Origin of the sequence: Klebsiella sp. V115_8 (assembly GCF_029967715.1) — a bacterium.
Taxonomy (GTDB): domain Bacteria; phylum Pseudomonadota; class Gammaproteobacteria; order Enterobacterales; family Enterobacteriaceae; genus Klebsiella; species Klebsiella quasipneumoniae.
The window spans coordinates 174,970-194,518 of sequence record NZ_JASCAR010000032.1; the positions used below are offsets into that span (position 1 = coordinate 174,970).

The window sequence follows — 19,549 nt, forward strand, 5'->3', positions numbered from 1 at the left end:
TGAACAAAAGGACTGAGTATGAAAAAAGGTTTATTGATGTTCACCCTGCTGGCGGCTTCCCTTTCCGGGGCGGCGCATGCCGATAGCGCGGCAATTAAACAGTCGCTGGCGAAGCTGGGTGTGCAGAGCACCGATATTCAACCGTCGCCGGTTTCCGGGATGAGCACGGTGCTGACCGACAGCGGCGTACTGTATGTCACCGACGACGGCAAGCACATCATCCAGGGGCCGATGTACGACGTGAGCGGCGCGCAGCCGGTCAATGTCACTAACCAGCTGCTGCTGGGTAAACTGAACGCGCTGAGCAACGAAATGATTGTCTACAAAGCGCCGAAGGAGCAGCACGTCATTACCGTCTTCACCGACATCACCTGCGGTTATTGCCACAAGCTGCATGAGCAGATGAGCGACTACAACGCGCTGGGGATCACCGTGCGCTATCTCGCCTTCCCGCGCCAGGGACTGCAGAGCCAGGCGGAGCAGGACATGAAGGCCATCTGGTGCGCGAAAGATCGCAACAAAGCGCTGGATGACGCTATGAACGGCAAGGGCGTGCAGCCGGCGAGCTGCAGCGTGGATATCGCTAAACACTACACCCTTGGCGTGCAGATGGGCGTCAACGGTACCCCGGCGATGGTCCTCAGCAACGGCATGGTGCTGCCGGGCTATCAGGGGCCGAAAGAGCTGAAGGCGTTCCTCGACGAGCATAAAAAACAGACAAGCGGTAACTGATTCGCGTGAAACAACAGATACAACTACGCCGCCGCGAGGCGGTTGACGGCGTCGATTTACCCGCCGATCTGCCGCCGCTGCTGCAGCGGCTGTATGCCAGCCGCGGGGTGCGCAGCGCCCAGGAACTGGAGCGCAGCGTCAAAGGCATGCTGCCGTGGACGCAGCTCACCGGCGTTGAAAAAGCGGTCGGGATGCTGCACGACGCTTTCCAGAAAGGGTTGCACATTGTCGTAGTCGGCGATTTTGACGCCGACGGCGCCACCAGCACCGCGCTCAGCGTGCTGGCCCTGCGCGCGCTGGGCTACGGCAACGTCTCCTACCTGGTGCCGAACCGTTTTGAAGACGGCTACGGCTTGAGCCCGGAAGTGGTCGATCAGGCCCACGCCCGCGGCGCGCAGATGATCATGACCGTCGACAACGGGATCTCGTCCCATGCCGGCGTCGATCATGCCCATGCGCTGGGGATCCCGGTGCTGGTAACCGATCACCACCTGCCGGGGGAGACGCTACCGGCGGCGGAGGCCATCGTTAACCCTAACCTGCGCGATTGCGACTTTCCGTCGAAATCGCTGGCCGGGGTCGGGGTGGCGTTCTATCTGATGCTGGCGCTGCGCACCTTTCTGCGTGATAACGGCTGGTTCGATGCCCGCGGCATCGCCGCGCCGAACCTTGCCGAGCTGCTGGATCTGGTGGCGCTTGGCACCGTTGCCGACGTCGTGCCGCTGGATGCTAACAATCGTATTCTCACCTGGCAGGGGTTAAGCCGCATTCGCGCTGGCAAATGTCGGCCCGGCATTAAGGCGCTGCTGGAGATTGCCAACCGCGATCCGCAAAAGCTGGCGGCCAGCGACCTCGGTTTTGCCCTCGGGCCGCGCCTGAACGCGGCGGGGCGGCTGGACGACATGTCGGTCGGCGTCGCGCTGCTGCTGTGCGATAACATTGGCGAAGCGCGCGTGTTAGCCAATGAGCTTGACGCGCTCAACCAGACGCGCAAAGAGATCGAGCAGGGGATGCAGGCGGAAGCGCTAACGCTCTGTCAGCAGCTGGAACGCAGTAGCGACACCCTGCCCGGCGGGCTGGCGATGTACCATCCGCAGTGGCACCAGGGGGTGGTCGGCATCCTCGCCTCGCGAATTAAGGAACGTTTCCACCGGCCGGTGATCGCCTTTGCGCCCACCGGCGACGGTACGCTGAAAGGCTCCGGCCGCTCCATTCAGGGGCTGCATATGCGCGATGCGCTGGAGCGTCTCGATACGCTCTATCCCGGGCTGATCCTGAAGTTCGGCGGCCACGCGATGGCGGCAGGATTATCGCTGGAAGAGGCGCGCTTTGAGGAGTTTCAGCAGCGCTTTGGCGAGCTGGTGACCGAGTGGCTGGATCCCGCGCTGTTACAGGGCGAGGTCGTTTCCGACGGGCCGCTGGCGGCGGCGGAGATGAGCATGGAAGTGGCGCAGATGCTGCGCGACGCCGGGCCGTGGGGACAGATGTTCCCGGAACCGCTGTTTGACGGCCGTTTCCGCCTGCTGCAGCAGCGGCTGGTGGGCGAGCGTCACCTGAAGGTGATGGTCGAGCCGGTTGACGGCGGCCCGCTGCTGGACGGTATCGCCTTCAACGTGGATACTTCCATCTGGCCCGACAACGGCGTGCGTGAAGTCCAGTTAGCCTACAAGCTCGACATCAATGAGTTCCGCGGCAACCGCAGCCTGCAGCTGATCATCGATCACCTCTGGCCAAATTGACAACAGTGTATGAATAAGGGCGCGAATCCGGTAGAATTCCGCTCTTATCACCGCATTTTGACAAATCCATTAAAAGAAACCGACCATGTTTGAAATAAATCCGGTAAAAAACCGCATTCAGGACCTCACGGAGCGCTCCGACGTTCTTAGGGGGTATCTTTGACTACGATGCCAAGAAAGAGCGTCTCGAAGAAGTAAACGCCGAGCTGGAACAGCCGGACGTCTGGAATGAACCTGAACGCGCTCAGGCGCTGGGTAAAGAGCGTTCTTCCCTGGAAGCCATCGTAGATACCCTGGATCAGATGTCCCAGGGGCTGGAAGACGTTGCCGGCCTGCTGGATCTGGCCGTGGAAGCGGACGACGAAGAGACCTTCAACGAAGCCGTCGCCGAGCTGGATACGCTGGAAGAGAAGCTGGCGCAGCTTGAGTTCCGCCGCATGTTCTCCGGCGAATACGACAACGCCGATTGCTACCTCGATATTCAGGCAGGCTCCGGCGGCACCGAAGCCCAGGACTGGGCCAGCATGCTGATGCGCATGTACCTGCGCTGGGCGGAAGCGCGCGGCTTTAAGACCGAGATCATCGAAGAGTCCGAAGGTGAAGTCGCGGGCATTAAATCCGTGACCATCAAGATCATTGGCGATTACGCTTACGGCTGGCTGCGTACCGAAACCGGCGTTCATCGTCTGGTGCGTAAGAGCCCGTTCGATTCCGGCGGCCGCCGTCATACCTCCTTTAGCTCTGCGTTCGTTTACCCGGAAGTTGAAGACGATATCGATATCGAAATTAACCCGGCCGACCTGCGCATCGACGTTTACCGCGCCTCCGGCGCCGGTGGGCAGCACGTTAACCGTACAGAATCCGCGGTGCGTATTACCCACATCCCGACCGGGTTGGTGACGCAGTGCCAGAACGACCGTTCGCAGCACAAGAACAAAGACCAGGCCATGAAGCAGATGAAAGCGAAGCTTTATGAGCTGGAGATGCAGAAGAAAAATGCCGAGAAGCAGGCGATGGAAGACAACAAGTCCGATATCGGCTGGGGCAGCCAGATCCGCTCTTACGTGCTGGATGACTCGCGTATTAAAGATCTGCGTACCGGGGTGGAAACCCGCAACACTCAGGCGGTGCTGGACGGCAGCCTGGACCAATTTATCGAAGCAAGTTTGAAAGCAGGGTTATGAGGAACCAACATGTCTGAACAACAAGCACAGGGCGCTGACGCGGCAATTGACCTTAATAATGAACTGAAAACCCGTCGCGAGAAGCTGGCTGCGCTGCGTGAGCAGGGCGTCGCTTTCCCGAACGATTTCCGTCGTGACCATACCTCTGACCAACTGCACGCTGACTTCGATGCCAAAGAAAACGAAGAGCTGGAAGCGCTGAACGTTGAAGTGGCCGTGGCTGGCCGCATGATGACCCGCCGTATCATGGGTAAAGCGTCCTTCGTCACCCTGCAGGACGTTGGCGGCCGCATCCAGCTGTACGTAGCGCGCGATGACCTGGCGGAAGGCGTTTACAACGACCAGTTCAAAAAATGGGATCTCGGCGACATCATCGCCGCCCGCGGTAAGCTGTTCAAGACCAAAACCGGTGAGCTGTCTATCCACTGCACCGAGCTGCGTCTGCTGACCAAAGCCCTGCGCCCGTTACCGGACAAGTTCCATGGCCTGCAGGATCAGGAAGCGCGCTATCGTCAGCGTTACCTCGACCTGATCTCCAACGATGAATCGCGCAACACCTTTAAAGTGCGTTCGCAGATCCTGGCGGGTATCCGTCAGTTCATGGTTGGCCGCGGCTTTATGGAAGTGGAAACCCCGATGATGCAGGTGATCCCGGGCGGCGCCTCCGCGCGTCCGTTCATCACCCATCATAACGCGCTGGATCTGGACATGTACCTGCGTATCGCGCCGGAACTGTACCTCAAGCGCCTGGTCGTGGGCGGTTTCGAACGCGTCTTCGAGATCAACCGTAACTTCCGTAACGAAGGGATCTCCGTTCGTCATAACCCAGAGTTCACCATGATGGAACTCTACATGGCCTATGCGGACTATAAAGATCTGATCGAGCTGACCGAATCCCTGTTCCGCACCCTGGCGCAGGACATTCTCGGCAACACCGAAGTGCCTTACGGCGACCAGGTGTTCGACTTCGGCAAGCCGTTTGAAAAACTGACCATGCGCGAAGCAATCAAGAAATACCGTCCGGAAACCGAGATGGCGGATCTGGATAACTTCGATTCCGCGAAAGCGATCGCTGAGTCTATCGGCATCAAAGTGGAGAAGAGCTGGGGTCTGGGCCGTATCGTGACCGAGATCTTCGAAGAAGTGGCGGAAGCCCACCTGATCCAGCCGACCTTCATCACCGAATACCCGGCGGAAGTTTCTCCGCTGGCGCGCCGTAACGACGTCAACCCGGAAATCACCGACCGCTTTGAATTCTTCATTGGCGGCCGTGAGATCGGTAACGGCTTTAGCGAGCTGAATGACGCCGAAGATCAGGCGCAGCGCTTCCAGGACCAGGTTGATGCGAAAGCCGCAGGCGACGACGAAGCGATGTTCTATGACGAAGACTATGTCACCGCGCTGGAGCACGGCCTGCCGCCGACCGCCGGTCTGGGTATTGGTATCGACCGCATGGTGATGCTGTTCACCAACAGCCACACCATCCGCGACGTGATCCTGTTCCCGGCAATGCGTCCGCAGAAATAATCGCGTCTTGTGAAATGCAAAAACCCGGCTTGCCGGGTTTTTTTATGTCTGACGTGAGGCCTGAAGGCTGGCGTAGCGCGGCTGGCGGCGTAAATGCCTTATCCGGGCTACGCAACAGCGCAGAACCGTAAGCCTGTGCAAGCGTAGCGCCGCCAGGCATTAATGACAGGCACAGGGCTGTGCCTTGCCTGGAGAATAGTCAGCTTACCCGCGCACACGCGCAACAAAGTTGGTCAGCGCCTGGCGAGCGTCCCGATTTTCCGCTTCCAGCACCATCCACGGGCTAAACGCCCACGGCGTGGCGGCCAGCGCGCTTAACATCGTTGCCAGGTCAACCCACTGATAATCCATGACTTCATCGTCGTTAGGCAGCACTTCGCTCACCACGCGCGCGGCATACACCGGGCATACTTCGTTCTCAACGATGCCGTTCGGGGCGACCGCCCGGTAGCGGAAGGCCGGGTGAACCGGCACGATGTCGGCGATCTCCACGCCGAGTTCGAAGCGACAGCGGCGCGTGACGGCCTGCTCGAAGGTCTCGCCCTGCTGGGGATGTCCGCAGACGGAGTTGGTCCACACCCCGGGCCAGGCTTTTTTGCCCAGCGAACGGCGGGTGACCAGCAATTGACCCTGCTGATTAAACAACCAGCAGGAAAACGCGAGATGTAAAGGGGTATCAAGCGTGTGGGCGGCATACTTCTCCAGCATACCGGCAGGTTGATCCTGCTCATCCAGTAAAATGACGTGTTCCCCGGCCATGACGACTCCTGAAAATAAAAAATGACCCGGCACAAACCCGCCGGGTCATGTACTCAGGCCTCTAGGGTAGCCGATAAATGGGAGAAAGGCATTACCAAAACAAGCCCTGGAGTCCGCTCTGTGAGCGGCAACGCGCCATGGCGGGCAAGCCCACCACGATGTGCGACACCAGCAGCAATCGCTGTTCGTCGCGGGCCGTATTCGATGGCAGGGGGATATTGGTTTCGCCATCAGGGATGACGCCCTGCGCCGCGGACTGGTATGATATTCGCCCTGGTTGCGAGGTAAGTGGTTGTGTTAAGTGCAGGATGCCTGATGATGAAACGCGTTTTTATGACACTGATGCTGGTGGTAAGCCTGGCGCTGGCCGGCTGCTCCAGCAACTCCGATTCCGGTACGACCTACACCGTCAAACGCGGCGATACCCTGTATGGCATCTCCCGCACCACCGGCACCAGCGTTCGCGATCTGGCCCGCCTGAATAATATCTCGCCGCCCTACACCATTGAGGTGGGGCAGAAGCTGAAGCTTAACGGCAGCAGTTCAACGAAGACAACGAAGAAAAAATCTTCCTCCACGCGCACGGCGGCGGTCACGCCTTCGTCCGCGGTACCTCAGTCCTCCTGGCCGCCGGTGGGACAGCGCTGCTGGCGTTGGCCGACCAGCGGCAAAGTGGTCCTGCCTTATTCCACCGCCGATGGCGGCAATAAAGGCATTGATATCGCCGGGACTCGCGGCCAGCCCGTGTACGCCGCCGGGGCGGGCAAGGTGGTCTACGTCGGCAACCAGCTGCGCGGCTATGGCAACCTGATCATGATTAAGCACAGCGAGGATTACATCACCGCCTATGCCCACAACGATAAGCTGATGGTGAATAACGGCCAGAGCGTGAAGGCCGGCCAGCAAATCGCCACCATGGGCAGTACGGATGCCGACTCAGTGCGTCTGCATTTTCAGATCCGCTATCGGGCGACGGCCATCGATCCGCTGCGCTATCTGCCGCCGCAGGGCAGTAAACCTAAGTGCTAAAAGGTTATTTTATCGCCAGTCAGCATCCGGCGGGCTTGTCACAGGGTGCGTAAGGGCTATAATGCTTCTCGCACCTCTTCGCGGGCGTAGTTCAATGGTAGAACGAGAGCTTCCCAAGCTCTATACGAGGGTTCGATTCCCTTCGCCCGCTCCAAACTCAAGTCTTCTGAAGTCTACCCAACTCAATCTTCCCTTGATAAATCAGCAGTTATAGCATTCTGTTAGTCTATTGAACTCCGACGGAGGACTCCTCTTTGGTTGCGGGATCGGCGTTTTGCGCTGCTGGCGCTGGAGTAGTAGCGTTTAGTGATATTTTCGCACTTATCCTGTTTCCGCAGGATGAGTGATTTTACGCAACCGGCTCGCGCTGACGACGACCGATACCGCAGAGGCCGCGGCGGCGCTCCACAGCGCAACATGAATTGACCTTTCATTTGCTGCCAGCAGAACGCCTACGGCGGCGGCTCCCAGGCACTGCCCGAAAGTGCGCATAATGGATAAAACTCCGGACGCATAACTCGCGTGCTCACGAATAACGTTTGAGAGCATTTCCCGGTTATTGGGACTCTGAAAGCAGCCAAACCCTATTCCGCACACCAGACTTCGCAGGCAGATATCCCACATTGGAGGGCTGGCGGGTAACGTCGCCAGCAGGATCAAACCGACGACAAATATCACCAGCCCCAGGGTGGATATCGCCGGGGCTGATATCGTGTCCGCCCAACGGCCTGCATGCGGCGCAATCAGCACGATCCCTAACGGCCACGGCGTAAACAGCAGGGCAGACACTACCGGACTGTAGCCGTATTCGCTCTGAAACAGGAAGGGTAGCGCAATAAAGGTGATCCCCTGGCTGACAAAAGCAACCATTGACGTGAAAGCCGCGAGGGTAAAACGTTCATTTTTAAACATGCTCGGCGGCAGTAAGGGATGACCCGTACGGCGGATTTGCCAGATAAAAGCCATGCCGCTCAGCGCAGCGAGAGCCATCCAGCAAAGGCTGCCGAATTGAGAAGTAGCGTTCTGTAGGCTGTTCGCCGCCATGATCGTCGAACCCAACAGCAGCGCCGACAATATGGCGCCCACGGTGTCGAAGGGCGCCTGCATACGGATCGCATCCCGCGGCAGCGCTCTGACCGCCAGCAGTAAGGCGAGGGTGCCGGGAAGAACGTTTATCGCAAACAGCCATTGCCAGCTCAGGGTGTGAAGGATCGTACCGCCCAATACCGGGCCGATAGCGGAGCTGGAGGCAATGAGCAGGGCATGGAACCCCAGAATGCGGCCAAGTAAGCGTCCGGGAAATACGGACCTGAGTATTGCGGGGGCAATACTCAGCGTCGCCGCGCCGCCGATCCCCTGAAGCACGCGCATACCGATAAGCACTTCGGGCTTATTCGCCAGCGCGCAACCCAGTGATGTCAGGGTAAAGGTCGTCAGGCCCGCCAGAAATACGGGGCGATAACCCAGACGGGCCGCAAGCGCCGCGAATATCGCCAGCGTCATCGCAGCCGCCAGCAGATACCCGTTGGCGAACCAGACGGCAATACCGGCAGGTACCTGCAAATCCTGAGCCATTGAGGGCAGGGCAATGTTGATCATGGTGCCATCAAACACGCCCATTAAGGTGGTGGTCATTATTGCGGCCATCACCCGTGCGCGCGCCGGGCCAGGCAGTCCTTCGTCGCCGGGTTGGCTGGAAAAGAGCGTCATCATTTGTCCTCTGAGAAGAGTGTATGGATGACAAAACTATAAAGATGGCTTTTACCGGGCGGAAGGCGCACTATTTTCACTTTATTGTTGCATCAAACGCCTTATCTTAATGTGCTGGGAGAAAGGGGAATGTCTGATCCCGATTTTAATTTGCTGGTAGCACTCGACATATTGCTGAGTGAAGCGAGTGTCGCAGGTGCGGCACGTCGTCTGAACCTCAGCACCTCAGCCATGAGCCGGACATTAAGCAGGTTACGCGATGTCACAGGAGACCCGATCCTGGTGCGCGCCGGGCGTAACATGGTACTGACCCCGTGGGCCGAAGCGACCCGGGATCACGCCAGGCGTGCAGTGCACGATGCCAGGGCGGTATTGCAGCCCTCAACTGAAACGTTCTGCGCGCGAAGTCTGGCGCGTCTTTTTACCATCAGGGCAAACGATGGTTTTGTGGTGGCGTTTGGGCCTGCGCTCATCGCAGCGGTTGCCGACGCCGCGCCGGACGTCTGTATACGCTTCGCGCCTAAGCCGGAAAAAACGTCGCGCTATCTTCGGGAAGGGCTGGTTGATCTGGAGATTGGCGTTCAGAGTAATATGGGGCCAGAAATACGGCTGCAACGACTGTTTGAGGATCGGTTTGTTGGCGTCGTGCGTAAAGGGCACCCGCTGGCTGAGCAGGCAGAAATAGGCGTGGGTGATTATGTCGCCTGGGGCCATGTGGTAGCGTCACCCGAGGGCGCGTTGCACGGATCCGTTGACGATGCGCTGGCCGAACTGGGGACAAAACGTAAAATTGCGAGCGTCGTACCGGGATTTCCGACAGCACTGTCCGTGGCGTTGGAATCGGATCTTATCGCCATGATACCCGCACTCTATTTACTCAATCAGCAGGTAACGGACCAGGTACACGTTTTCGAGCTGCCGTTCAAAAGCCGTCGTATTACGGTATCGCAGATGTGGCACCCAAGAATGGAACGCGACCCCGGTCACCGCTGGCTGAGAGAGCAAATTCTTGCGATATGCGGTGTGGCCAGGTCAGTCATGGCTAAGGAGCCTGTATAGCGATTGCTATAACATCAACTTATATTAAATTAACAACACAATACATTGATATTTAAGATAAAATAAATTAAGTGTAGTAGCTGAATTAAGATGGCGATCTCTGACCAAATAGACATGTCCGCGCTACAGTCTCGCCACAGCGATCGCTGCTTTCAAAGGATGAGACTCATGACGGCATATGGAACGGAAATTTTCTCAATGAGCGATCTGAACAGACTCACGATCGAAGTCTCCATACTTCGATAGACCGTTTATGTTCTTTCTGCGAGACCTAATCGAAAGCCCTCGTGGTACCTTTAAATTAACAATTAACGACGAATAAAGGACAGCTTCCCTGTCCTTTATTCTTTTTTATTCAGCTTTGCTCTCGCGCGATCGCAACACTTCACCGACCACCGGGGCGGCGGTAAACGCATTTGGCCATCCCGCGTAGAACGCTGCCTGGGCGACCACTTCTCCGGCCTCTTCAGCCGAAAGCCCATTATCCATCGCCCTGTTTAGGTGGTAGCCAATCTGCGCGCTCTGTCCGGCGGCGATTAACGCGCTGACCGTCACCAGACTTCTGTCGCGGGGCGTAAGCGCGGGCCGTTGCCAGAGGTCGAGAAACAGCGGGTCGGCGGTAAATTTAACCAGGCCAGGCGAAATGGGACCGACATTTTTCTCCACGGTCTCTGCACGCTGTTTCTCTACCTGTTCATTGAGAGGCAGCAGCGTTGGCGAGGCGGCGGGAAGGGCCTCTGCCGTCACGCCCCTGGCTTCAAAGATAGCTTTCGCGACGCTGACGGCTGATATTGCATTGGGCCAACCTGAGTAGAACGCCAGATGGGTAATGATCTCTGATACTTCGGCTGGCGTCACGCCGCTATCGAGCGCAACTTCAATATAGTGCTTCAGCTCGCCTGGCTGGTTGCGGGCAATCAGCATCGCCATGGTCGCGATGCTACGGTCGCGGGCGGACAGGGCGTCACGTTGCCAGAGGTCGTTGCTGATGGCCTCGCGGCCGAAGCGCGCCAGCGCCGGCGACACCGCTTGAATATCAGCGTCCGTAAGGGTAGAAGGGGTAATTTTCATCATAGCTTCATCTCTTTGTTCGTTGGCATAAGCAAAATCAGACAGCACAAGCGACAAGGCTGCCGCGGCAATCACGTTTTTTATATTTGCTCCTTTCCGATCCACAGGGCGGATCGTTAGAGCGTCCACACCTGAGGATGGTCTTTGGCTTGTGGCGTGTTTTGCGCCATCACGCCTGTGAGGAAGTGCGGCTGATAGGCTTCTTCCAGATAGCGGATTTCTTCCGGGCTCAGTTGAAGGGCTACAGTGTTGACCGCGCCGTCAACATGATGCTTTTGCATGGCGCCGACCACCGGGGCGGTGACTTTAGTCAGCAGCCAGGCCAGCGAAATTTCGGTCATGGAGACCTGATGCCGTTCGGCAAGTTCGGCGACGCGGGCAATAATGCTCCGATCCTGCTCTGCCGTGCGGTCGTATTTGCCCCGGGCATAATCATCTTCCATCGCTCGCCGCGTGTGGCCTTCTAAGCGGGCGAGACGGCCGCTGGCCAGCGCGCTATAGGGAGTCATAGCGATATTATCTTCAGCGCACAGCCCGAACAGCTCTCGTTCGTCTTCACGCATAATCAGGTTGTAGTGGCTCTGCACAGAAACAAAGGACGTCAGCCCTTCGCGTTCGGCAAGGGCGTTCGCCTTCGCCAGCTGCCAGGCATAACAATTGGAAATGCCAATCGCGCGCACCTTGCCGGCGGCGACAGCGGCATGCAGCGCCTCCAGCACGTCGATAACCGGGGTGTTGTAATCCCAGATGTGGTAAATGTAGAGGTCGATGTAGTCCATCCCGAGGTTTCGCAGACTCTGGTCAAGCGAGCGGGTGATCGCCTGTTTTCCGCTGATCCCCTCGGCAATCTGGGCAGCGGTTCGTGGCAGAAACTTGGTGGCCAGCACCACATCCTCGCGTTTTGCCATCTCCCGCAGCGCCCGGCCAACGTACCGTTCGCTGGAGCCGTTCTGATAGGCGATGGCGGTATCGTAAAAATTGATGCCCTGTTCCAGAGCGTAGCGAATGATGTCCCTGCTGGCTGTTTCGTCCAGCGTCCAGCGATGCTGGCCCGTTGACGGATCGCCAAACCCCATACATCCCATGCAGATGCGGGAGACCAGTAAGTCACTCTTCCCGAGCCGGGTATACTGCATCTTTATTTTCTCCCTTTGGGTTATTCCACCAGAGTTTTAAGCCGTGCGATCAGTCTGGCCGCGTGTTCCCGGACACGCGTTTTTTGCTGAGCGATTTTGTCGGCATCCCGGTCGGCGTAGCTAATGCCGCAGGTATAAACCGGCGCCAGCAGCTCAAGATTGCACAGCCTGGCCGTGGTCTCGAAGGGAAGGAGATACTCCTCAATGGCATGGCCAAAGAAACCGTCAGCGGTATAGAGCGTCTGTGGCGCTCCCGTGGTGAAGGAGAGGATCAGCTTTTTACCACCCAGTTTCGCCGTTGAGCCATGGGCGAAGCCGTGGACAAAGACCTCGTCCAGCCACTGTTTCATTAACCCGGGCAGCCCATACCAGCTAAAGGGAAACTGCCAGACAATCACATCCGCCTGCAGCAGGCTTTCCTGCTCTGCGGCGATTTTGAATTTGCCGTCCTGATAGAGCCAGTCCAGACGACGGATTTCCGCGTCAGGCAGGGCGGTCGCCAGCTCATCGAGGATGGTGGCGTTGGCGATGGAATGGTTAAGATCCGGATGCCCGGAAACGATAAGGATATGAGGCTTTCTCATCGTTACTCCTGAGGTTTAAATTCGGCAGAGAAGAGGTTTTCCCAGTTAATAAACGAGCCGAGTGGAATACACTCGAAGGTTAATAAACCCGCCTTCGCCAGCGGAAATTCGGCCATGACGTTATTCGCCTCTTCCACGGTGTCGCACTCGAGGAAAATAGCGACGCCGGGTCGGTCCTGACGGAAATAGATGTCGCGGATAAAGCCAGATTTATACAGCCCCCAGGCATGGAGGGCTTCCGCGGTAAGGTGCGGCGCATAGTGCTCCAGCGTTGCGCCGGGCGCGGGGATATCCAGACATAAAATTCGCATCGTTGTCTCCGGAAAGTCGTTATCAGCGGGAAGAGACAAAAGTATACGAGCCACAGGGAGTGAAGATTAGGCGGTCATTGACTTAAGAATATTTAGCCTGTACTTAATAATCAGGCGAGACTGTCGCAAGGAGATGCTATGAATAACGCCCTTTATAATCAAATACGCATCTTTCAGAGCATTGCGCGCGAAGGCAATATCTCGGCTGCGGCGAGGAAATTAGAAATCACGCCGCCGTCTGTCAGCAATGCCCTTAAGCTGCTGGAAGAGCATATCGGTCATCCGCTTTTTGTGCGTACCACCCGGCGAATCGAGCTGACGGAAACCGGCCAACAGCTGCTGGAGCAGACCGCTGCGGCGGTCGAGGTCCTGGAAACATCGCTGGAGAGCCTCCGCGACCAGAATCGGGAACCCTCCGGGGCGGTGAGAATTACGCTCTCGCGCTTTGCCTACCTGCTTATTCTTAAACCGGCGATGGCGGCTTTCTGTCAGCAATACCCGGGGATCCAGCTGGAAATATCGGTCTATGACGGTACCGTCAATATCATTGAAGAACGATTCGACCTTGGGATCCGCTTTGGCGATATTCTCGAAGGCGGGGTGGTCGCCCGCCCGTTAATGAAACCGTTTCGCGAAGGGTTATATGCCTCCTCAACCTATCTGGCCGAATATGGCGTGCCTGAGTCGCCCGCCGATCTCAGCCATCACCGGCTGATTGGCTATCGCTTTATTACCAACCACCGCATCCTGCCGCTGATCCTCAATGACCACGGCGAGCAACTCACCGTGGAGATGCCGGGGCAGTTAATTAGCAATGATATTGACGTCATGGCAGACGGTATCCGCCATGGACTGGGGATTGGACGCTTGTTTGAACCTATCTGGCGGCTACAGCCCGATCGTGAACAGTTTCTACCGGTGATGGAGGACTACTGGAAAACCTATCCGCCGGTTTATCTCTATTACCCGAAAAACGCGGGTAAAACGAAAAGGGTGAAAGCCCTGATTGATTTTCTGATAGCGCATACCGCGGCATAAAGGCTATTTTGCGTGCGAAATGTCTGAAGACACCGGCCCTGTCTTTCCCTCTGTCTTAACCCTATACTCCCTGTGGATAAAGCGGTTTTTTATCGCGGTGTAACGGCTTATCCCATCGTCAACGCGATGGGCGGGGAATTTCAATAAGGGAGAGGCAGCAATGGGCAGACGCTTAATGGTCTGTGTGTTCGCGCTGGTGGCGTTTTCAGCCACTGCAGCGCATGGCCATCACGGCCAGTCGGTAATATCGGGCGCCGACGGCGGCAACGGTTCGGACGGCGGCAGTAGCGATAACTCCTCGGGCAGGGCAGGGTGCCCGGGCGGCACCGATCCCGATAAGCACGGCCATTTTTACCTGCCCGGGACCCGCGAAGCCTGCAATCCTGGCCCTCAGGATGCAGAGAAAGTCGGGTCTTCCCGCTAGCGTTCAGCTCAGATCGTGCAGCGCTTTGTCCAGCGGCGGGGAAAGCTGAATATCCCGAAATGCAACCGCCAGTCCGCCGCGCTCCGGTGAGCAGCACATGACGCCGGCTTTTACCGGGCCTGGCGGAAAGTAGCCGAGACGCAGTAGCGGCCAGCGCTCGCCGTCGGTCGAATACTGCAGCCTTAACGCATCGCCCTTGCGGGTCAGCCGCAGCCAGAAAGTGCGCGGGTCGCCGGGGAAAAGCCCGGTGGCCCAGTCGGAGTGGGTTAACGTCAGCACGCTGCCGATGGCCGGGGCATCGTCATTAAACTCAATCCCCGCCTTCAGCCAGGTCTGCTCGTCCGCGATCATCATCAGCCCGGCCTGGTCGTAAAGCGTGGTGAAATCCGCACAGATTTTTGCCTGCAGGGTAAAATCGCCATCCACCTCAGCGGCATAAAGATGGCCGGAGAAGCGCTCGAAGCCATACCAGGTATGACGCCAGAAATCGGTATGCTTATCGGTGATCACCGTCAGGCCGTCGGTATCGCGGCGCCACTCGGCAGGTTCATTGATCCAGTGAAAGGACGGCTGCATGTTTCCTCCGGGACAGGCTTATAACAGCGTCTGCAGCGCGGGGGACGCCATGCTGGCCTCAAAGGGGATAATCTCCGTATGGGCGAGACCCAGCTGCTGGAAGGGATCCTGGCTCAGACGCGATTCCAGAATTTCCCGGCTGTCACATTTCGCCAGAATCACCCCGCCGGTGCGGGGAAGGCGGCGGCCAGAGGCGAGAAAGAGGCCGTCAGCATAGCATTTTTTGAGCCATTCGACGTGGGCGTGGATCGCGTTGTCAATCTCTTCGAGCGGTTTTATATACGTTAAAACAACCACATAAATCGTACTCATCCTGAAAACCCTGTCAATCCGATGGGATCTTCAGCCTGACACATTTCAATGATGGATAAAAGAAAGCGCGGCATTTTTGCGTGCTATTGAGCAGGAGGCACATGTCGCAACGGTATGGAGATTTATCGCGGCTGTGAACATACATATGTTTTTTCGAATGCATATTGATCTTTGTTCGTGGTCCCGTATGCTGTCCGTCACGCTTGAGGAGAAACCATGTCTTTATTGCCCCTGCAACTGTTCAAAAACCTCGCCGATGAAACCCGGCTGGGGATCGTGCTGTTGCTCAAGGCGCGGGGAGAGCTGTGCGTGTGCGATCTCTGTATGGCGCTCGCCCAGTCCCAGCCCAAGATCTCCCGCCATCTGGCAATGCTGCGGGAGAGCGGGCTGCTGCTGGATCGAAAACAGGGTAAGTGGGTCCATTATCGCCTCTCTCCGCAGATGCCGGCCTGGGCGGCGCAGGTGATTGAGCAGGCCTGGCTAAGTCAGCAGGACGAGGTGCGGCTAATGGTCAGCAGACTGACTGACGGGCCGGGTTGTCGGTAAAAAATTTATCTTAACATATATGATTTTTCGAATGTGATTGGTGAGGGAACGATGTTGCTGGCAGGTGCGATTTTTGTCCGGACCCTGGTACTGGTGATCTGGCAGCCGCGGGGTTTAGGGATCGGCTGGAGCGCGGGCTTTGGGCCGCGACGCTGGGCACCGGTATCCTGTCGGCCTTCCTCTCTTCGATCATGAATAATATGCCCAGCGTGCTGGTCGGCGCCTTGTCGATTGATGGCAGCGCGGCAACAGGGACGATCAAAGAGGCCATGATATATGCCAACGTCATCGGCTGCGATCTGGGGGCCAAAATCACGCCGATTGGTAGCCTGGCCACGCTGCTCTGGCTGCATGTGCTGACGCAGAAGCACATCACCATCGGTTGGGGGTATTATTTCCGCTGCGGCATCATCATGACCCTGCCGGTGCTGCCGGTGCTGCCGGTGCTGCCGGTGCTGCTGGTAACGCTGGCCGCGCTGGCGCTGCGTCTCTCCTTCAATCAGCCATGAGAACGTGCTATGAGCATCACCATTTACCATAACCCTGAATGCGGCACCTCGCGTAATACCCTGGCGCTGATCCGCAACAGCGGCGCTGAGCCCACCATTATCTATTATCTGGAGACGCCGCCGTCGCGTGATGAACTACGCCAGCTGATCGCCGCGATGGCGATCCCGGTGCGGGCGCTGCTGCGGCAAAACGTCGAACCCTACGATGCGCTGGGCCTGGCGGAAGAGCGGTTTACAGATGACCAGTTAATCGACTTTATGCTCCAGCATCCGATCCTGATCAACCGTCCGATCGTGGTGACGCCGCGGGGCACCCGGCTCTGCCGCCCGTCAGAGGTGGTGCTGGAGATCCTGACGGCGCCGCAAAAAGGCGCCTTCGTGAAGGAAGACGGTGAGCGCGTCATTGATCGGGCGGGGCAGCGTGTGAAATAGCGCGCAAAATGGCGCCGGCTGTAGCAGCCGGCAAGCCATGTGGATCCTGCCTCGCGGGAGGCTCTCCGGGTGTGAAACACCTGGATGGCTGAACAATATTCTCCCTTAGCGCTATTTCTGCCTCCTCAGCCCCGTTTCCCTTACTTTTCCTGTCGTTATATGCCCTGCCTGCACCGACGGTTTTTGTCCTTTGTTACTCAATCAACTTACTGTTTTTAATAAATAAAATTATGTATTCTTTACAATGGCATAATGTCAACGCCGTTTTCGCTTTTGCGAACATTAAATCTATAAAACTAGATGTTTGTCGACTTTTCATCTAAAAAGGGAAGGTAAGGGGCTGGACAAAACCACTGCATGGTTATCAAATGGTTAAAAATGCTCGTTCCTGATGTTAAGACAAACAAATTATAAATCGTCAGCCCGCTTTATACGGTTAACTTGCGCTGCGGTGCACCTTATCTGGAGAATTTATGCATTCCTCTGTTAATAAAAACGAAAGCCGAACCTTTTTCGGTCATCCTTATCCGCTGGGCTCCCTGTTCTTCACCGAAATGTGGGAGCGCTTCTCGTTTTACGGCATCCGCCCCTTACTGATCCTGTTTATGGCGGCGACGGTTTACGACGGCGGAATGGGGCTGGCGCGGGAGAACGCCTCGGCGATCGTCGGGATTTTTGCCGGCAGTATGTATCTGGCCGCGCTGCCGGGCGGCTGGCTGGCGGATAACTGGCTTGGCCAGCAGCGCGCCGTCTGGTACGGCTCGATTCTGATCGCCCTCGGGCACCTGTCGATCGCCCTGTCGGCATGGCTGGGCAACGACCTGTTCTTTATCGGCCTGATGTTTATCGTCCTCGGTTCCGGGTTGTTTAAAACCTGTATCTCGGTGATGGTCGGCACTCTGTATAAAAAAGGCGACGCGCGCCGCGACGGCGGTTTCTCGCTGTTCTACATGGGGATCAACATCGGCTCGTTTATCGCGCCATTGATCTCCGGCTGGCTGATTAAATCCCATGGCTGGCACTGGGGCTTCGGCATCGGGGGGATCGGGATGCTGGTGGCGCTGATCATTTTCCGTGTCTTTGCCGTGCCGTCGATGAAGCGCTATGACGCAGAGGTCGGCCTCGATTCCACCTGGAACAGCCCGGTGGCGAAAAAGAATGGCGTTGGGGCGTGGCTGCTGGCGCTGGCGTTGGGAGTGGCTGTGCTGGTCACGCTCATTAGCCTGGGCACGATCGTGATTAACCCGGTGGCGGTGGCCAGCGTGCTGGTCTATGTGATTGCCGCTTCCGTAGCGCTCTATTTCATCTGGCTGTTCGTCTTCGCCGGCCTGAACCGTAAAGAGCGGGCGCGCCTGCTGGTGTGCTTTATTTTGCTGGTCTCGGCGGCCTTTTTCTGGTCGGCATTTGAACAGAAACCGACCTCATTCAACCTGTTTGCTAACGACTATACCAACCGGATGATCGGCGATTTTGAGATCCCCTCGGTCTGGTTCCAGTCGATTAACGCCTTATTTATCATTCTCCTCGCCCCGGTATTCAGCTGGGCGTGGCCAGCGCTGGCGCGTAAAAACGTTCGTCCGGGCAGCATGACCAAATTCGTCATTGGCATCCTGTGCGCGGCGGCGGGCTTTGGCCTGATGATGCTGGCGGCGCAGAACGTCCTGAACAACGGCGGGGCAGGTGTGTCGCCGCTGTGGCTGGTGGGCAGCATCCTGATGCTGACGCTCGGCGAACTGTGCCTGAGCCCGATTGGCCTGGCGACCATGACCCTGCTGGCGCCGGAGAGAATGCGCGGCCAGATGATGGGGCTGTGGTTCTGCGCCAGTGCGCTGGGTAACCTGGCGGCGGGCCTGATTGGCGGTCACGTGAAGGCCGATCAGCTGTCGCTGCTGCCGGACCTCTTCGCCCGCTGCTCCATCGCGCTGCTGATCTGCGCCGCCGTGCTGGCCGTGCTGATTGTCCCGGTCCGCCGGATGCTGGAGAACAGTCAGTCCAGCGGCGAGCAAAAATCCGTCAGCAACGCCTGACGCGACCCCCAGGCCGGTCCCGCGGGACCGGCTTGTTTTTTGTCCAACCCCCGCCCCTGCAGTGCAAAATCCCCTTTTCTGAATGCGCGATGTCCCATAACGTGAGCGTGTTCTTTGAAATCACGTCGCTTTCCGGTCCATAGTGTAGTCAGGTTTACTATGTGGTTAATATAAGGACACACCTATGCCAGCAGTCATTGATAAAGCATTGGATTTCATTGGTGGTATGAATACGTCTGAGCCAGTACCACAGTCTATGGATGAAAGTACCGCGAAGGGAATTCTCAAATATTTGAAAGAGCTGGGCGTGCCAGCCAGCCCGGCCGACGTCGCTGAGCGCGGTCAGCAGCAAGGCTGGAGCGCCGGGTTTACCGACAAAGTGGCGGAGTGGGCTGAACGGGTCGCCGCCGGCGAACGGCTGGTGATTAAGCATCCGGAATTCTTTTCCACCTACATGCGGGAAGAGCTGCGCGCCCTGGTGTAATCGCCGCGCATTAACCCCGCATCTTCTGTTTAATGCCTTCCCCACCGGGGAAGGCATTCTGGCTGATGACAAACCTGTTTCATTATTGTGCCCGCATTTCTGCCGGGTGGCGGCTTTCGCCTTACCCGGCCTACGAAAGACCGCAATATCAAACTGTTATGCGGTTGGCTGTAGGCCCGCGCAAGCGCAGCGCCGCCGGGCAATCCCTGAAGACGGTTTAATGGCTTCCCCACCGGGGAAGGCATTCTGGCTGATGACAAACCTGTTTCATTATTGTGCCCATATTTCTGCCGGGTGGCGGCTTTCGCCTTACCCGGCCTACGAAAGACGGCCATATCAAACCGCTATGCGGTTGGCCGT

20 protein-coding genes, 1 tRNA gene and 1 pseudogene are annotated in these 19,549 nt (G+C 57.5%); 14 read left to right on the forward strand and 8 right to left on the reverse strand.

All coding sequences use genetic code 11. The features are described from left to right. Positions 1-18 precede the first annotated feature (18 nt). The 4 genes from dsbC to lysS all read left to right on the forward strand — a co-directional run bounded on the left by dsbC (position 19) and on the right by lysS (position 5,182). A complete protein-coding gene (dsbC, locus tag QLG03_RS15130) occupies positions 19-732 on the forward strand; it encodes a bifunctional protein-disulfide isomerase/oxidoreductase DsbC (protein WP_002916301.1) in 714 nt (237 codons plus the stop codon). Positions 733-737: 5 nt separating this feature from the next. Beyond that, positions 738-2,471 carry a single-stranded-DNA-specific exonuclease RecJ gene (gene recJ, locus QLG03_RS15135; RefSeq protein ID WP_032454029.1) on the forward strand — a complete coding sequence of 578 codons (1,734 nt, stop codon included), beginning with the start codon at positions 738-740 and terminating at the stop codon, positions 2,469-2,471. 85 nt (positions 2,472-2,556) lie between these two features. Then, a protein-coding gene (prfB, locus tag QLG03_RS15140; RefSeq protein ID WP_101862173.1) for a peptide chain release factor 2 occupies positions 2,557-3,655 on the forward strand; the annotation gives its coding sequence in 2 pieces (ribosomal slippage) (positions 2,557-2,631 and positions 2,633-3,655; 1,098 coding nt in all). 9 nt (positions 3,656-3,664) lie between these two features. Next, positions 3,665-5,182 carry a lysine--tRNA ligase gene (gene lysS / locus QLG03_RS15145; protein WP_008806422.1) on the forward strand — a complete coding sequence of 506 codons (1,518 nt, stop codon included), beginning with the start codon at positions 3,665-3,667 and terminating at the stop codon, positions 5,180-5,182. A 204-nt stretch (positions 5,183-5,386) separates the two neighbouring features. Here lysS and idi read toward each other — a convergent pair whose 3' ends face one another. Beyond that, positions 5,387-5,941 (reverse strand): isopentenyl-diphosphate Delta-isomerase, encoded by a 555-nt coding sequence (gene idi, locus QLG03_RS15150; RefSeq protein ID WP_180263608.1) that lies wholly within the window; start codon positions 5,939-5,941, stop codon positions 5,387-5,389. Between the two features lie 315 nt (positions 5,942-6,256). On the opposite strand from idi, the gene actS reads away from it, so the two are divergent. Both actS and QLG03_RS15160 read left to right on the forward strand, forming a co-directional pair. Further along, the gene (gene actS, locus QLG03_RS15155) at positions 6,257-6,970 is read left to right on the forward strand and encodes an amidase activator ActS (protein ID WP_023290963.1); all 714 of its coding nucleotides are present in this window, start codon (positions 6,257-6,259) and stop codon (positions 6,968-6,970) included. 80 nt (positions 6,971-7,050) lie between these two features. After that, positions 7,051-7,124 (forward strand) — tRNA-Gly (locus tag QLG03_RS15160). Positions 7,125-7,291: 167 nt separating this feature from the next. Here the strand turns inward: QLG03_RS15160 and QLG03_RS15165 are convergent. Beyond that, complete coding sequence (locus tag QLG03_RS15165; RefSeq protein WP_255988889.1) at positions 7,292-8,680, reverse strand: MFS transporter; 1,389 nt, start codon at positions 8,678-8,680, stop codon at positions 7,292-7,294. 129 nt (positions 8,681-8,809) lie between these two features. Here QLG03_RS15165 and QLG03_RS15170 point away from each other — a divergent pair, with 129 nt between their 5' ends. Beyond that, positions 8,810-9,739, forward strand: coding sequence for a LysR family transcriptional regulator (locus QLG03_RS15170; protein WP_255988775.1), 930 nt, complete (start codon positions 8,810-8,812; stop codon positions 9,737-9,739). A gap of 351 nt (positions 9,740-10,090) precedes the next feature. Here the strand turns inward: QLG03_RS15170 and QLG03_RS15175 are convergent, their stop codons facing one another. From QLG03_RS15175 to QLG03_RS15190, 4 genes are read right to left on the reverse strand one after another with little or no spacing between them, the layout of a single operon-like run. Next, a complete protein-coding gene (locus QLG03_RS15175) occupies positions 10,091-10,894 on the reverse strand; it encodes a carboxymuconolactone decarboxylase family protein (protein ID WP_255988888.1) in 804 nt (267 codons plus the stop codon). Positions 10,895-10,926: 32 nt separating this feature from the next. After that, positions 10,927-11,946 carry an aldo/keto reductase gene (locus QLG03_RS15180; RefSeq protein WP_044524667.1) on the reverse strand — a complete coding sequence of 340 codons (1,020 nt, stop codon included), beginning with the start codon at positions 11,944-11,946 and terminating at the stop codon, positions 10,927-10,929. Between the two features lie 20 nt (positions 11,947-11,966). Then, positions 11,967-12,530 carry an NAD(P)H-dependent oxidoreductase gene (locus QLG03_RS15185; RefSeq protein ID WP_044524665.1) on the reverse strand — a complete coding sequence of 188 codons (564 nt, stop codon included), beginning with the start codon at positions 12,528-12,530 and terminating at the stop codon, positions 11,967-11,969. Positions 12,531-12,532: 2 nt separating this feature from the next. Then, entirely contained in the window at positions 12,533-12,841 is a 309-nt protein-coding gene (locus QLG03_RS15190; RefSeq protein ID WP_004205336.1) for a hypothetical protein, read from the reverse strand. Between the two features lie 138 nt (positions 12,842-12,979). Between QLG03_RS15190 and QLG03_RS15195 the strand changes: the two genes are divergently transcribed. Next, positions 12,980-13,879 carry a LysR family transcriptional regulator gene (locus QLG03_RS15195; protein ID WP_017899807.1) on the forward strand — a complete coding sequence of 300 codons (900 nt, stop codon included), beginning with the start codon at positions 12,980-12,982 and terminating at the stop codon, positions 13,877-13,879. 160 nt (positions 13,880-14,039) lie between these two features. Next, the gene (locus tag QLG03_RS15200) at positions 14,040-14,303 is read left to right on the forward strand and encodes a hypothetical protein (protein WP_044524663.1); all 264 of its coding nucleotides are present in this window, start codon (positions 14,040-14,042) and stop codon (positions 14,301-14,303) included. A 3-nt stretch (positions 14,304-14,306) separates the two neighbouring features. Here QLG03_RS15200 and QLG03_RS15205 read toward each other — a convergent pair whose 3' ends face one another. Beyond that, on the reverse strand, positions 14,307-14,879 hold the full coding sequence (locus QLG03_RS15205) for a DUF1349 domain-containing protein (protein ID WP_255988772.1): 573 nt from the start codon (positions 14,877-14,879) through the stop codon (positions 14,307-14,309). A gap of 18 nt (positions 14,880-14,897) precedes the next feature. Then, on the reverse strand, positions 14,898-15,191 hold the full coding sequence (locus QLG03_RS15210; RefSeq protein WP_044524660.1) for a YciI family protein: 294 nt from the start codon (positions 15,189-15,191) through the stop codon (positions 14,898-14,900). 216 nt (positions 15,192-15,407) lie between these two features. Between QLG03_RS15210 and QLG03_RS15215 the strand changes: the two genes are divergently transcribed. The 5 genes and pseudogenes from QLG03_RS15215 (at position 15,408) to QLG03_RS15235 (ending at position 19,189) form a co-directional block, all read left to right on the forward strand. Beyond that, complete coding sequence (locus tag QLG03_RS15215) at positions 15,408-15,737, forward strand: metalloregulator ArsR/SmtB family transcription factor (protein ID WP_044524659.1); 330 nt, start codon at positions 15,408-15,410, stop codon at positions 15,735-15,737. A 131-nt stretch (positions 15,738-15,868) separates the two neighbouring features. Then, positions 15,869-16,246: pseudogene (locus QLG03_RS15220) on the forward strand (ArsB/NhaD family transporter); the annotation flags it as partial. A gap of 9 nt (positions 16,247-16,255) precedes the next feature. Next, on the forward strand, positions 16,256-16,678 hold the full coding sequence (gene arsC / locus QLG03_RS15225) for a glutaredoxin-dependent arsenate reductase (protein ID WP_044524656.1): 423 nt from the start codon (positions 16,256-16,258) through the stop codon (positions 16,676-16,678). 473 nt (positions 16,679-17,151) lie between these two features. Next, positions 17,152-18,705, forward strand: coding sequence for a peptide MFS transporter (locus tag QLG03_RS15230; RefSeq protein WP_255988768.1), 1,554 nt, complete (start codon positions 17,152-17,154; stop codon positions 18,703-18,705). A 184-nt stretch (positions 18,706-18,889) separates the two neighbouring features. Next, positions 18,890-19,189: a DUF1889 family protein gene (locus QLG03_RS15235; protein ID WP_004205347.1), complete on the forward strand. Its 300-nt coding sequence runs from the start codon at positions 18,890-18,892 to the stop codon at positions 19,187-19,189. Positions 19,190-19,549: the final 360 nt, after the last annotated feature.